We start from the raw sequence: 12,236 nt of genomic DNA, 5'->3' as shown, positions 1-12,236 counted from the left end.
GCAAGGGCGGCCACCCGAACGGAGCACGCATTTGCAGCTTCGCTCGGAACGCGGAACAACGCCCCAGGGCGCCGCCGTGGCGATCGTAGCTCAGTTGGTTAGAGCGCCGGTTTGTGGTACCGGAGGTCGGGGGTTCGAACCCCCTCGATCGCCCCATTTCTCCCGACATGACGAGACATTCCCTGCGGGGGTCCCGGCGCGGCATTGGCGCGCCCGTTTCATCCCAAGGTTCAAGGCCTTCGCGCCGCTGTTTTGCTTGCCCTTGATCTGGCGCAATGGCACAGCATGCGGGCCGGGCCATGCCCGGTGGAGAAGGATCCCAAGTTCAAAAACATGCACGGTTTTGCCAATCCCGCCCGTTTCCTGCGGCTTGCCCGCTGGCTCATGCCGCTGTTGCTGGGGGTTGGCCTGGTCCTGGCCTTTGGCGCGCTGGCCTGGGGCCTGCTGATGGTGCCGCCTGACCGGCTGATGGGGCAGACCGTGCGCATCCTTTTCATCCACGTGCCCTGCGCCTGGCTGGGCATGGCCGGATGGACCACGATCGCGGTGTCGAGCCTGGTGGAACTGGTCTGGCGCCACCCGTTGGCGGCCATCGCGGCGCGCGCGGCGGCGGTGCCGGGCGCAGCATTCACGGCCATGTGCCTGATCACCGGATCGATCTGGGCACGGCCCACCTGGGGCACCTGGTGGGTGTGGGATGGCCGCCTGACCAGCTATCTCATTCTGCTGTTCCTCTATTTCGGCTATATCGCGCTGGCTGGCGCGGCGCAGCGTGATGCCGCCGCCGGCAGCGGGGCCAGCCGCGTCACCGCCATCTTCGGCATGGTTGGCGCGATCAACATCCCGATCATCAACCGTTCGGTGGTGTGGTGGAACAGCCTGCACCAGCCCGCCTCGATCACGATGGGCAAATCGGCCATCGATGGCACGTTCCTGTGGCCGCTGCTGATCGGCGCGCTGGGCTTTTCCTGCATTTTTGGCGGTGTCGTGCTGGCGCGCATGCGCACGCTTCTGGCCGATATCCAGGCCGAGGCGCGCCTGCGCCGCAAGGCCATGGCCTGATGTTGCACCGCGCGCTGCTGCTCCACGGAAACCCGCATCATGCATGAACGACTTGATCAATGGCACTTTGTGGCGGCGGCCCTCACCATCGGGGTGGTGGGCACGCTGCTGCTGGTTGGCATCACGCTGTGGTCGATGCGGCGGGCAGAGGCCCGGCGCGACGCGGTGCGCGGCGGAACCCGCGCCAAGGCACGAAAGAACGAGGCATGAGCGCGATCAAGGCCAAGCATCAACGGTTGGTCCTGCTGGTGATCGCGCTGGCGGCGCTGATCGGGGCCGGGCTGCTCGCCGCCTGGGCGCTGTCCAAGCAGGCCAGCTATTTCTATGTGCCGAGCGACCTGATGGCCCATCCGCCCGAACAGGGCCGCGCCGTGCGGCTGGGCGGCATGGTGCAGCGCGGCTCGATCAAGACGATGCCCGATGGCGTGACGATCACGTTCGTGGTCGGCGATGGCAAGGCCACCGTGCCGGTGCGCTATGCCGGGATCACGCCGGATCTGTTCGTCGAAGGATCGGGCGTGGTCGCCGAAGGCCGCATGGAGGGAAAAACCTTCGTGGCCGACAATCTGCTGGCCAAGCATGACGAGAAATATGTCCCGCGCGAGATGAAGGACATGACGGAAGGGCAGGCCAAGGCCGTGGTGGCGGAAACGAAATGATCGCGGAACTCGGTCTTGCCATCCTGTGGATGGCGGCGGCGCTGGCCGTGCTGCAACTCGTGGCGGGCGCCCTGGCGCTGCGGCCGCAAGGCGCGGCGATGCTGGGCGTGGTGCGTCCGGTGGCGGTGATGCAGGGCATTCTGGTGGCGCTGGCCTTTGCCGCGCTGATCACCCTGTTCGTCACCACCGATCTCTCGGTCAAGCTGGTGGCGGAAAACAGCCACTCGGCCAAGCCACTGATCTTCAAGATTGCCGGCACCTGGGGCAACCACGAAGGCTCGATGCTGCTGTGGGTCACGATCATGAGCCTGGCGGGTGGCTTCGTGGCGCTGGTGGAACGGCGCCTGCCGGAAAAGACGCTGATGGCGACGCTTGCGGCGCAGGCTTTCGTCAGCCTCGGCTTCTACGCGTTCCTGCTGCTCGCCTCCAATCCGTTTGCCCGCCTGCCGCAGCCCGCGCCAGAAGGCGCCGGGCTCAACCCGTTGCTGCAGGATATCGGCCTCGCGTTCCATCCGCCCACGCTCTATGTCGGCTATGTCGGGCTTTCGATCGCGTTCAGTTTCGCCGTGGGCGCGCTGATCACCCGCGATGTCGGCCCTGCCTTTGCCCGCGCCATGCGGCCCTGGGTGCTGGGCGCGTGGATATTCCTGACTATCGGAATCACCGCAGGCTCCTATTGGGCCTATTACACGCTGGGCTGGGGCGGCTGGTGGTTCTGGGATCCGGTCGAAAACGCCTCGCTCATGCCCTGGCTCGCAGCCACGGCCTTGCTCCATTCGGTCTCGGTGCTGGCGGCGCGCAATGCGCTGCGCGCGTGGACTGTGATGCTGGGCGTGATCGCGTTCTCCATGTCGATGGTTGGCACATTCCTGGTCCGCTCGGGCATTCTCACGTCGGTCCATGCCTTTGCCGTCGATCCGGCGCGCGGCAGCTTCATCCTGGCGCTGCTGGCGATCTACATCGGCGGGGCGCTGCTGCTGTTTGCCCTGCGCGCCAGCACCGTGACCGAAGGCGCGCGCTTTGCCTTTGTCAGCCGCGAGGCGGCCTTGGTGTTCAACAACGTGATGCTGTGCGGCATCCTCGGCATCGTGCTGCTCGGCACGCTCTATCCGCTCTTGACCGAGGCGTTCGGCGTCAAGGTTTCGGTGGGTCCGCCCTATTTCAACCCGGTGGCGGCGATCTTTGCCTTTCCGATGTTCGTGGTCATGGCTGTGGGGCCGCTGCTGCGCTGGAAGGATGATCGGGGCGGGCGCATCGCGCCGATCCTCGCCGTGCCCGCGCTGGTGGCCATCGCCGCCGGTGGCGCGGCGTTTGTCGCCGGGGTAAGGGTGCTGCCGGCGTTGGGCCTGGCCCTGGGCGCCGGGCTCGCCATCGCCAGCCTGCTGCCGCTGCGGGGGCGCAATTTGCGCCGCACGCCGCTGCCGATCTGGGGCATGGTCATTGCCCACCTCGGCATTGCCGTGGCGGCCCTGGGCATGGCCAGCGAAAGCGCGTTTTCCACCGAAACCCTGGCCGCGCTCAATCCGGGCGAAACCCGCCAGGTCGGCCCCTATGCCCTCACGCTCGATCGCATCGATCCGGTGGCGGGGCCCAATTGGACCGCGCTGCAGGCCACGGTTTCGGCCCGCTATGATGGCGGCGACGCCACGGTGCTGCTGCCCCAGGCGCGGGTGTTTGCCAATCCGCCGGGCACGCGCACCGAATCCGCTCTGAAAACCCGCTGGAACGGCCAGCTCTATGTCGTGCTGGGTGAAGAGGGCCAGGATGGCCGCTGGCAGATGCGCTTCTGGTGGAAGCCGTTCGTACCCCTGATCTGGCTGGGCGGGCTGCTGGTGGGCCTGGGCGGCCTGCTGGCACTGATCGGCCGCGTGGCGCGCGATGTGAAGCGGCTGGTGGCGGTCGACAAGATCGCGTTCCGCCGCGAAAGGCAGGGACGATGAGCGCGCAACCGGCTTCCCCCGCGCGCCGGCCGGGCCTGGCGCTGTGGTTGCCGCTGGTGCTGTTCGGCGGTTTCCTGGCGCTGGTGGTCTATGGCCTGGTGCGGCCAGACAATCGCGAGGTGGCCAGCACGTTCATCGGCAAGCCCATCCCGGCCTTTGCCCTGCCGCCGGCCAGCGCTGACCGGCCGGGCCTGAGCAGTGCCCAGTTCGTGGGTGGCAAGCCGCGGCTGCTCAACATCTTTGCCTCGTGGTGCGGCCCTTGCGCGGTCGAATCGCCGCAACTGGCGCAACTGGCCAAGGCCGGGGCAGAGATCGACGGCGTGGCGATCCGCGATCGCAAGGATGATCTGGCGCGCTTCCTGGCCGCCAATGGCAATCCCTTTGCCCGCATCGGCCAGGATGATCTCAGCAAGGTGCAGATAGGCATTGGTTCGTCGGGCGTGCCGGAAACCTTCGTGGTCGATGCCCATGGCGTGATCCGCCATCAGCATATCGGTGCGATCATGCCCGAAGATGTGCCGGTGATCCTGGCCAAGCTCAAGGAAGCCGAACAATGAAACGGGCTCGTTTCATTTCTGCGGCGACGCTGGCGCTGCTGCTGCCGCTGGCGCCGCTGGCCGCGCAAGACAGCCTGCCGCCCGCGCCCTATGCCTATCGCCAGCTGCCCGATCCGGCGCAGGAGGCCAAGGCGCAGGCGCTGATGGAAACGCTGCGCTGCCTCAAGTGCCAGAGCCAGTCGATCGCCGATTCCGATGCCTCGATGGCTGGCGACATGCGCAACGAGGTGCGCACCCGCATCGCCGCCGGCGAAGATCCCGAGGCGATCCGGCAGTGGCTGATCGATCGCTATGGCGATTATGTCAGCTATACGCCGCAGGTGAAGCCTTTGACCTGGCCGCTGTTTGCCGCGCCAGGGGTGTTTCTGGGCTTTGCCGCCCTGCTGCTGCGGGGCCGTTTCCGCCGTGGAAAACGGGCCAATGCGGCCCTGCGCAAGGACAAGCCATGACCTGGGTGATCGTTCTGGGCGTTGCCGCCATCGTGTTCGCCGCGCTCGTGCTGGTGGGGCGGCTGCCGCGCGCCGGATGGGAAGTGACCGGCGCTGCGCTGCTGTTCGGTCTGGCCGGCTATGCCCTGCAGGGGCACCCGGCGGAGGCTGGCGCACCCACCCCGGCTGTGGAAAACGCGGCCGTGGCGGACGCTGCACTGATCAAGGAGCGCCAGGCCATGGGCAGTGCCTTTGGCAAGGGGCGCAGCTGGCTGATCCTGGCCGATGGCCTGACCCGGCAAGGGCAATATCGCGCCGCGGCCGATGTCTTGGCCAAGGCCGCGCAGGAAAACCCCGACGATGCCGATATCGAGGTGGCGCTCGGCAATGCCCTGGTTGGCCATAGCGAGGGCCTGATCACCCCGGCCGCGCAATATGCGTTCCGCCGCGCGGCGATGATCGATCCCAATCACCCCGGCCCGCCGTTCTTCATGGGCCTGGCCATGGCGCAATCGGGGCGCCTTGCCGATGCCCGGGCGCTGTGGGCCGATCTGCTCGCCCGCTCGCCGGCCGATGCGCCCTATCGCCAGGATCTGGCGATGCGGCTGACGCGGCTGGACCAGATGATGGCGGCCAGTGGCATGCCCATCCCGCCGGCACAGCCTGAGGCATCGGGACAGGCGCAAGCCGCCAAGGCCCCGTCTGGCGCAGCAACCCCCGCACCCAAGCCCGCCGCTCGGTGAAATATCGGGAACCGCTTGCCACAGATGGCGGTTTGGTCACCATTGCTTCAGGTTGGGCGCCGGTGCTAAGCGCCGCCCCGATTCGGCTCTATCGCGGGCCGGACAGTGCAATGGGGCCGAAGCGGCCGGGGGCAGTCTCGCCATGAACAATGCCGTGGGTGATGCCGTGGGTAACGCCGGAACCGCAGGGAATCCGTCCACGGCCAATGCTGCCTCGCCCGTTGCGGGCCATGCGCATGGCCAGGGCCGTGGGCAGGCCAGCCTGATCAAGATGGCGGTCGGCGCTGTCGGGGTGGTGTTCGGCGATATCGGCACCAGCCCGCTTTATGCCTTGCGCGATACCTTTGCCGGGCATCATCGCCTGCCGCTCGACCAGACGCATATCTATGGCATCGTCAGCCTGATGTTCTGGTCGATGATGATCATCGTGACGCTGAAATACGTCTCGGTGATCATGCGCGCCGACAACAAGGGCGAGGGCGGCAGCCTGGCGCTTTTGGCGCTGATCAACCAGCACACCGCCGGCAAGCGCTGGGGCCGTGGCATCGTTCTGCTGGGCGTCTTTGCCACCGCGCTGTTCTATGGCGATTCGATGATCACCCCGGCGGTGTCGGTGATGGGCGCGATCGAGGGGCTTTCGGTCTATCAGCCCAGCATGCAAAGCTGGGTGGTGCCGATGGTGGTGGCCATCCTGATTGCCCTGTTCCTGATCCAGAGCCGGGGCACCGAGCGCGTCGCCACGTTCTTTGGCCCGATCATGCTGGTCTATTTCGCCACGATCGCGGTGCTGGGCGCCATGAGCATTGCCCTGCTGCCCGAGGTGATCGGCGCGCTGTCTCCGCATCACGCCGTGGCCATGTTTGCCGCCGATCCGTTTCGCGGTTTCCTGGCCATGGGCGCTGCCGTCCTGGCGGTGACCGGGGCCGAAGCGCTCTATGCCGACATGGGCCATTTCGGACGCAACCCGATCCGCGTGTCCTGGCTGGCGCTGGTGCTGCCGGCGCTGGTGCTCAACTATCTGGGCCAGGCCTCGTTGCTGATGCGTGAAGGCTCTGCCGCGCTGGTGAGCCCGTTCTATTTCCTGGCGCCCGACTGGTTCCAGTGGCCGCTGCTGATCATTGCCAGCCTGGCGGCGGTCATCGCCAGCCAGGCGGTGATCTCCGGCGCGTTCTCGGTCACCCAGCAGGCGATCCAGCTGGGGTTCATCCCCCGCATGACGATCCGCCATACCAGCACGTCGGCCGGGCAGATCTATATCCCGGTGATCAATTCCGCGCTGATGGTGGCAGTCATCCTGCTGGTGCTGATGTTCCGCCATTCGTCGAACCTCACGGCCGCCTATGGCATCGCCGTGACCGGCGCGATGATGATCGACAACGTGCTGCTGGGCGTGGTGCTGATCAAGCTGTGGCACTGGCGGCCGGTGCTGGCCACGGGCCTGCTGGCGCTGTTCATGGCGATCGACCTTGGCTACCTGGGCGCCAACCTGACCAAGATCCCCGATGGCGGCTGGGTGCCGCTGGCCATGGGCATCACCATCTTTACACTGCTGACCACCTGGTCGCGTGGGCGCGCCCTGATGCGCGCCGGGATGGCCGAAGGGTCGATCCCGCTCGAAGTGTTCACCAAGTCTGCCCATTCCAGCGCGGCGCGGGTGGCCGGTACGGCGATCTTCATGGCCTCGGCCTCCAACGGCGTGCCCTCGGCGCTGTTGCACAACATCAAGCACAACAAGGTGCTGCACAACCGGGTGGTGATCCTGACGGTGCAGATCCAGGACGAACCCTATGTCGATCTGGCCCAGCGGTCAGCGGTCAAGGATTTCGGCAACGGCTTCTATCGCCTGACGCTGCGCTTCGGCTTCCTGGAAGAGACCGACGTGCCTGCCGCGCTCAAGACCATCACCACATGCGGCGAACCGTTTGACATGATGAAGACCAGCTTCTTCCTCTCGCGCCAGACGCTGATTCCGTCGGACAAGCCGGGCATGGCGCTGTGGCGGGAAAAGCTGTTTGCCTGGATGCTGCGCAATGCGGCGAGCGCCATGGAATTCTTCCGCTTGCCGACGAACCGTGTGGTCGAACTTGGCAGCCAGCTGCGGATTTGATCGAAAGCGGCGCCGTGCAGGGCTTGCCGCTGCGGCGTGGCATGCCATGCTCTGTAAGCTGCGCAATCTTAGGGCGCCCTGCGCGTGACTGAAGCTGATATCCTCCGCGATATTCTCGATACCCAGCTGGATATGCTGTGCCGGTTCACCGCCGATGGCACGATCCTGTTTGCCAACACCGCCTATGCCCGCATGATGGAAAGCCCGCGCGCCGCGCTGACCGGGCGCAACGTGTGGAAGTTCATCCCCACGAGCGAGCATGCCACGATCCAGCGCGAGATGGCGCTGCTGACCCCGGAAAACCCGTCACGCACCATCGAAAACCGCCTGGAGGCGGCCGATGGCAGCGTGCGGTGGACGCTGTGGCGCAACCATGCGCTGGAATTCGATGCCCAGGGCCGCTGGCAGGTGATGCAATCGACCGGGATCGACATTACCGAGCGCAAGATCCTGGAAGACCGGCTGCGCCTGCTGATCGAAGAGCTTAACCACCGCGTCAAGAACTCGCTGATGGTGGTTCAGGCCATGGCCTGGCAATCGTTTCGCGGGATCGAGCAGCCCGCCGCGGCGGCCGTGGAGAATTTTACCGCCCGCCTGCATGCCCTGGCGGCAGCGCATACCATCCTCAGCCGTGGTCAGTGGGCTGGCGCGCCGCTGGCCGATGTGGTGCGGCAGGGGCTGACGATCTGCGCAGGCAGTGTGCAGGGCGATGGTGGCGCCCAACGCTTGAGCCTTGGCGGGCCTGATGTGACGGTGGGCGCGGCGGCCACGGTGTCGCTGGTCATGGTGCTGCACGAGCTGGCCACCAACGCTATCAAGTATGGCGCGCTGTCCAACGCCGAAGGCACGGTGACAATTGCCTGGGAGGTGGGCGATGATGGCGCGGTGGCGCTGGAATGGCGGGAGCAGGGCGGACCGCCGGTGGCGCCGCCCGCGCGCAGTGGCTTTGGTTCACGCCTGATCCGCGATGCCATCACCCGGCAGCTTTCGGGAGAGGCGCAGATCGATCACGCGCCTGATGGCGTTGTTGTGCGCCTGGTGTTGCCGGCCCAGCATTTTGAAGCGCCTGCCATTGCCCCGATCTGGTCAGACGCGACGAAGGACCCTGCATGACTGACCGCGCCCCATCGCTGTCTGGTCGCCGTATATTGGTGGTGGAGGACGAGTTCATCGTCGCTGCCATGCTGGCCGATGTGCTGGAGGACGAGGGTGCGCTGGTGATCGGTCCGGTGGGGACGCAGGCAGAGGGCATCGCGGCGGCTGCGACAGAATCCCTCGATGCAGCGGTGCTGGACTGGAACCTCAATGGGCAACCCGGGGCACCAGTGGCGCGCGCCTTGCGCGAGCGGGGCATCCCCTTCGTCATCGCCACCGGTTATGGCGCGGTGGAGGCAGAGTTCGCCGATGTACAGATCATGCACAAACCCTATGCCCCCGCTCAGTTGACCGCTTGCCTGGAAGGCTTGCTGGCCGGCTGAGCCGGGGGCACGGAGCCTGCGTTCAAGATCAGTGCTTGAGCGTGTCGGACGCTTCGTCGGCGCCCTGCTTCACGCGATTGCCAAACTTGTCGGCGGCGGTGCCGGCCTTGTCGGCCGCCTTGTCGATCTTGCGGCCAGCGTCGTCGGCGGCCTTGTCAGCGGCCCGGCTGGCATTGTCGAGCGCCTTGTCGGCGGCGGCACCCACGCTATCGGCAGCCTTGTCAGCGGCGCGGCCGGCATCCTTTGCGGCGTTCTGCGCATCGTTGGCGGCCGAGTCGGCAGCGGCGGCCGTCTTGTCCTGGGTCTTTTCCGAGCAGGCGGCAAGGCTGGCGCCGGCCAGCATCAGGGCGGGAAGGGCAAGGAAAATACGGCGCATGTGACGGTCACTCCCGTTCGTGGTGGTTTGCCATGGCCAACGCCGAACGCGGCTTGGCGTTCCCCCACGCGGTGCGATCAATCGTGTGGCGTGTTGGTCTCGGCCTCTTCCACGCCCTGTTCGCTGCCCAGGCCATGGCGCAGCAACATCGGGATCTGGGCAAAGGTGAACAGGAACGAGAGTGCGCTCACGCCCCACAGCTTGGCCGTCAGCCAGCCATCAAAGGTCAGGGTATGGCGCAGCACTTCGTTGAGCACGGCCAGGAACAGGAAGAACCACGCCCAGTTGCGCGACAGCTTGCGCCAGCCGGTTTCATCCAGCCCGTCGAACGCGCTTTGCAGCAGCATGCGCAGCACCGCCTTGCCGCGCGCCAGGCCGATGAACAGGCCAGCGGCAAACAGCAGGTAGATCACCGTGGGCTTGATCTGGATCCAGAACGGATCGCCGAGGAACACGGTCAGCGTGCCAAAGCCCAGGATCAGCGTGGTGGACAGCCACAGCATCGGCGAAACCTTGCCCAGGCGCCATTTCGACGCGATCAGCGCGGCTACCGTGGCGATCATGAACACCACGGTGCTCTTGGTGATCGCCACCACGGCCCCCACGCCAGCATCGCTGCTCTTGTCCGGGCTGAAATGGCGATAGGCCAGGAAGAACACCAGCAGCGGCCCATAATCGACCGCCAGGTTCACCCAGGATGATTTGGGCTGCGATTTGGGCTGGGCCTGGTCCGCGCTCATTGAAACACCCCTGCAATCACCTTGGCCACCAGATCGGGATCGAACGGCCGAAGGTCGTCGATGGTTTCGCCAACGCCGATGGCGTGGATCGGCAGGCCATACTGTTCGGCGGCCGCCACCAGCACGCCGCCGCGCGCCGTGCCATCCAGCTTGGTCATGATCAGGCCGGAAACGCCGGCCACATCCTTGAAAATCTCGATCTGCGACAGCGCGTTCTGGCCGTTGGTGGCATCGAGCACCAGCACCACATCGTGCGGCGCCTCAGGGTTGAGGCGGCCGAGCACGCGGCGCACCTTGGCCAGTTCGTCCATCAGCTCGCGCTTGTTCTGCAGGCGGCCGGCGGTGTCGACGATCAGCACGTCGGTGCCCACATCCGTAGCGGCCTTGACCGCGTCGAACACGATCGAGGCGGGATCGCCGCCTTCGGGCCCGGTGATGATCGGCACGCCCAGCCGATCGGCCCAGACCTTGAGCTGGCCGATCGCGGCGGCACGGAACGTATCGCCCGCCGCCAGCATCACCGAATAGTCCAGTTCCTGGAACAGGTGCGCCAGCTTGGCGATCGTCGTGGTCTTGCCCGAACCATTGACGCCGATCACCAGGATCACCTGCGGGCGTGGAAAGGCCACGATATCGAGCGGCTTGGCCACGCCGCGCAGGATCGCGGCGATTTCATCGGCCACGGCGCCGCGCAGGGTGGCATCATCGAGCCCCTGCTCGAACCGGGCTCCGGCCAGTTTGGCGCGGATGCGCGCCGCTGCGCGCGGGCCCAGGTCGGACATGATCAGCGCGTCCTCGATCTCGTCGAGCTGGGCCTCGCTCAGGCGCGTGGCGCCGCCAAAGCCCGCCAGGTTGCCGGCCAGCCGCTCCGAGGTCTTGCGCAGCCCGCCTACCAGGCGATCCGACCAGCTGTCGCTACTCATGCCAGCATTCCTTCTTCGATTCTTTCAGGTGTCAGCGTCACCAGGCTGCCCGGCGCAGTGCCGGCAGGCAGGCGATAGGGCGCGAAATCCGGGCCATGGCCGGTGCCGTCGCGTTCGGCAAGCACTTGTGCAGGGCGGCCGACCAGGCCTTGCAGCCAGGCCGCACGGGTTTGCGCCACGGCGGCACGCAGTTGCGCGGCGCGTTCGCGCACCACCGGCGGCGGCACCTGCGGCATGCGCGCGGCTGGCGTGCCGGGGCGGGGGGAATAGGGAAAGACATGGCCGTGGACGATGCCGGCCTGCGCCACGATGCTCAGGTTCTCGGCATGCATGGCGGCGTCTTCGGTGGGAAAGCCGGCGATCAGGTCGGCGCCGATCGCCATGTCGGGGCGATGATGCCGCAGGGTTTCTACCAGGGCCAGCGCCTGGGCCCTGCTGTGGCGGCGCTTCATCCGCTTGAGCACCAGGTCTGCGCCCGATTGCAGCGAGAGATGCACGTGCGGCATCACCCGCGCTTCGTGGCACAAGAGGTCGAGCAGCAGCGGATCGATTTCCACCCCGTCGACCGAAGATAGCCGCAGCCGGGGCAGGGCGGGGAACGCGCGCAGGATCGCCGCCACCAGATCGCCCAGGCGCGCCGGTTCTGGCAAGCCTGCGCCCCAGCTTGTCAGGTCAACGCCGGTCAGCACCACCTCTGCCACGCCGTGGGCCAGATGGCCGGCCAGGGTGTGGAGCACCTGCACCACGGGCACCGATCGGCTGGCCCCACGCCCGGCCGGAATGATGCAGAACGTGCAGGCGTGGTCGCAGCCGTTCTGCACCGCCACGAACGCGCGGGTATGCCGCTCGGATGCGGCGACGGGCACGGCCGGGGCAGGCACCTGCCAGCGGGCGGGATCGAGCTTGGCTGCGTTGGGCACCACGCCATCCACCTCTGCCATGGCGGCAAAGCCGGCGGGATCGATCGTGGCGGCGCAGCCGGTGACAAGCAGGCGTGCCCCGGGATGATCGCGGCGCAGGCGGCGCACGGCGCGGCGCGACTGGCGCACCGCCTCTGCCGTGACGGCGCAGGAATTGACCACCACCGTGGGCGTGGGCGCGGCGGCCAGCAGATGGCGGATCGTCTCGCTTTCCGACAGGTTCATGCGGCAGCCCAGCGTCACCACGCCAGCCGGATCGGGCAGCGCAGGATCGGCCAGCACAGGATCGGTTGCCACGTCAGG

Annotated in this window: 14 protein-coding genes and 1 tRNA gene; 11 read left to right on the top strand and 4 right to left on the bottom strand. The window is 66.9% G+C overall.

Annotated elements, in window-relative coordinates:
• Nucleotides 1–79 precede the first annotated feature (79 nt).
• The 11 genes from SCA01S_RS08915 (at nt 80) to SCA01S_RS08870 (ending at nt 8,974) form a co-directional block, all read left to right on the top strand.
• Nucleotides 80–156 (top strand) — tRNA-His (locus tag SCA01S_RS08915).
• A 177-nt stretch (nt 157–333) separates the two neighbouring features.
• A complete protein-coding gene (gene ccmC, locus SCA01S_RS08910; protein WP_028658416.1) occupies nt 334–1,062 on the top strand; it encodes a heme ABC transporter permease CcmC in 729 nt (242 codons plus the stop codon).
• Nucleotides 1,063–1,101: 39 nt separating this feature from the next.
• Entirely contained in the window at nt 1,102–1,272 is a 171-nt protein-coding gene (locus SCA01S_RS22550) for a hypothetical protein (RefSeq protein ID WP_166643372.1), read from the top strand.
• Nucleotides 1,269–1,721: a cytochrome c maturation protein CcmE gene (gene ccmE, locus SCA01S_RS08905; protein WP_062784942.1), complete on the top strand. Its 453-nt coding sequence runs from the start codon at nt 1,269–1,271 to the stop codon at nt 1,719–1,721. The genes SCA01S_RS22550 and ccmE overlap by 4 nt, the downstream gene beginning before the upstream one ends.
• Entirely contained in the window at nt 1,718–3,661 is a 1,944-nt protein-coding gene (locus SCA01S_RS08900) for a heme lyase CcmF/NrfE family subunit (RefSeq protein ID WP_062784940.1), read from the top strand. The genes ccmE and SCA01S_RS08900 overlap by 4 nt, the downstream gene beginning before the upstream one ends.
• A complete protein-coding gene (locus SCA01S_RS08895; RefSeq protein WP_062784938.1) occupies nt 3,658–4,218 on the top strand; it encodes a DsbE family thiol:disulfide interchange protein in 561 nt (186 codons plus the stop codon). Before SCA01S_RS08900 ends, SCA01S_RS08895 begins: the two co-directional genes overlap by 4 nt.
• On the top strand, nt 4,215–4,667 hold the full coding sequence (locus SCA01S_RS08890; RefSeq protein ID WP_062784936.1) for a cytochrome c-type biogenesis protein: 453 nt from the start codon (nt 4,215–4,217) through the stop codon (nt 4,665–4,667). The genes SCA01S_RS08895 and SCA01S_RS08890 overlap by 4 nt, the downstream gene beginning before the upstream one ends.
• On the top strand, nt 4,664–5,389 hold the full coding sequence (locus SCA01S_RS08885) for a tetratricopeptide repeat protein (protein WP_062784934.1): 726 nt from the start codon (nt 4,664–4,666) through the stop codon (nt 5,387–5,389). Before SCA01S_RS08890 ends, SCA01S_RS08885 begins: the two co-directional genes overlap by 4 nt.
• A gap of 142 nt (nt 5,390–5,531) precedes the next feature.
• Complete coding sequence (locus SCA01S_RS08880; protein WP_062784932.1) at nt 5,532–7,496, top strand: potassium transporter Kup; 1,965 nt, start codon at nt 5,532–5,534, stop codon at nt 7,494–7,496.
• 84 nt (nt 7,497–7,580) lie between these two features.
• Nucleotides 7,581–8,609, top strand: a complete 1,029-nt coding sequence (locus SCA01S_RS08875) for a sensor histidine kinase (RefSeq protein ID WP_062784930.1) — start codon at nt 7,581–7,583, stop codon at nt 8,607–8,609.
• Nucleotides 8,606–8,974, top strand: coding sequence for a response regulator (locus SCA01S_RS08870; RefSeq protein WP_062784928.1), 369 nt, complete (start codon nt 8,606–8,608; stop codon nt 8,972–8,974). Before SCA01S_RS08875 ends, SCA01S_RS08870 begins: the two co-directional genes overlap by 4 nt.
• Before the next feature lie 28 nt (nt 8,975–9,002).
• On the opposite strand, the gene SCA01S_RS08865 is transcribed toward SCA01S_RS08870, so the two are convergent.
• The 4 genes from SCA01S_RS08865 to SCA01S_RS08850 all read right to left on the bottom strand — a co-directional run bounded on the left by SCA01S_RS08865 (nt 9,003) and on the right by SCA01S_RS08850 (nt 12,230).
• Nucleotides 9,003–9,350 carry a hypothetical protein gene (locus tag SCA01S_RS08865; protein WP_022678369.1) on the bottom strand — a complete coding sequence of 116 codons (348 nt, stop codon included), beginning with the start codon at nt 9,348–9,350 and terminating at the stop codon, nt 9,003–9,005.
• Nucleotides 9,351–9,427: 77 nt separating this feature from the next.
• The gene (locus tag SCA01S_RS08860; RefSeq protein ID WP_022678368.1) at nt 9,428–10,090 is read right to left on the bottom strand and encodes an inner membrane-spanning protein YciB; all 663 of its coding nucleotides are present in this window, start codon (nt 10,088–10,090) and stop codon (nt 9,428–9,430) included.
• A complete protein-coding gene (gene ftsY / locus SCA01S_RS08855) occupies nt 10,087–11,013 on the bottom strand; it encodes a signal recognition particle-docking protein FtsY (protein ID WP_062784926.1) in 927 nt (308 codons plus the stop codon). Before ftsY ends, SCA01S_RS08860 begins: the two co-directional genes overlap by 4 nt.
• Nucleotides 11,010–12,230, bottom strand: a complete 1,221-nt coding sequence (locus SCA01S_RS08850) for a MiaB/RimO family radical SAM methylthiotransferase (protein ID WP_281191358.1) — start codon at nt 12,228–12,230, stop codon at nt 11,010–11,012. Before SCA01S_RS08850 ends, ftsY begins: the two co-directional genes overlap by 4 nt.
• Nucleotides 12,231–12,236 lie beyond the last annotated feature (6 nt).

It is taken from the genome of Novosphingobium capsulatum NBRC 12533, from assembly GCF_001598375.1.
In the GTDB taxonomy this organism is placed as follows: Bacteria; Pseudomonadota; Alphaproteobacteria; order Sphingomonadales; family Sphingomonadaceae; genus Novosphingobium; species Novosphingobium capsulatum.
The sequence above is the reverse complement of the archived record's forward strand: the minus strand, read 5'-3'. Positions and strand labels throughout refer to the sequence as shown.

Excerpts from the sequence above, each read along its gene's own strand:
- ccmC (WP_028658416.1), top strand. The coding sequence starts at position 334 with ATGCACGGTTTTGCCAATCCCGCCCGTTTCCTGCGGCTTGCCCGCTGG.
- SCA01S_RS22550 (WP_166643372.1), top strand. The coding sequence starts at position 1,102 with ATGCATGAACGACTTGATCAATGGCACTTTGTGGCGGCGGCCCTCACC.
- ccmE (WP_062784942.1), top strand. The coding sequence starts at position 1,269 with ATGAGCGCGATCAAGGCCAAGCATCAACGGTTGGTCCTGCTGGTGATC.
- SCA01S_RS08900 (WP_062784940.1), top strand. The coding sequence starts at position 1,718 with ATGATCGCGGAACTCGGTCTTGCCATCCTGTGGATGGCGGCGGCGCTG.
- SCA01S_RS08895 (WP_062784938.1), top strand. The coding sequence starts at position 3,658 with ATGAGCGCGCAACCGGCTTCCCCCGCGCGCCGGCCGGGCCTGGCGCTG.
- SCA01S_RS08890 (WP_062784936.1), top strand. The coding sequence starts at position 4,215 with ATGAAACGGGCTCGTTTCATTTCTGCGGCGACGCTGGCGCTGCTGCTG.
- SCA01S_RS08885 (WP_062784934.1), top strand. The coding sequence starts at position 4,664 with ATGACCTGGGTGATCGTTCTGGGCGTTGCCGCCATCGTGTTCGCCGCG.
- SCA01S_RS08880 (WP_062784932.1), top strand. The coding sequence starts at position 5,532 with ATGAACAATGCCGTGGGTGATGCCGTGGGTAACGCCGGAACCGCAGGG.
- SCA01S_RS08870 (WP_062784928.1), top strand. The coding sequence starts at position 8,606 with ATGACTGACCGCGCCCCATCGCTGTCTGGTCGCCGTATATTGGTGGTG.
- SCA01S_RS08865 (WP_022678369.1), bottom strand. The coding sequence starts at position 9,350 with ATGCGCCGTATTTTCCTTGCCCTTCCCGCCCTGATGCTGGCCGGCGCC.
- SCA01S_RS08860 (WP_022678368.1), bottom strand. The coding sequence starts at position 10,090 with ATGAGCGCGGACCAGGCCCAGCCCAAATCGCAGCCCAAATCATCCTGG.
- ftsY (WP_062784926.1), bottom strand. The coding sequence starts at position 11,013 with ATGAGTAGCGACAGCTGGTCGGATCGCCTGGTAGGCGGGCTGCGCAAG.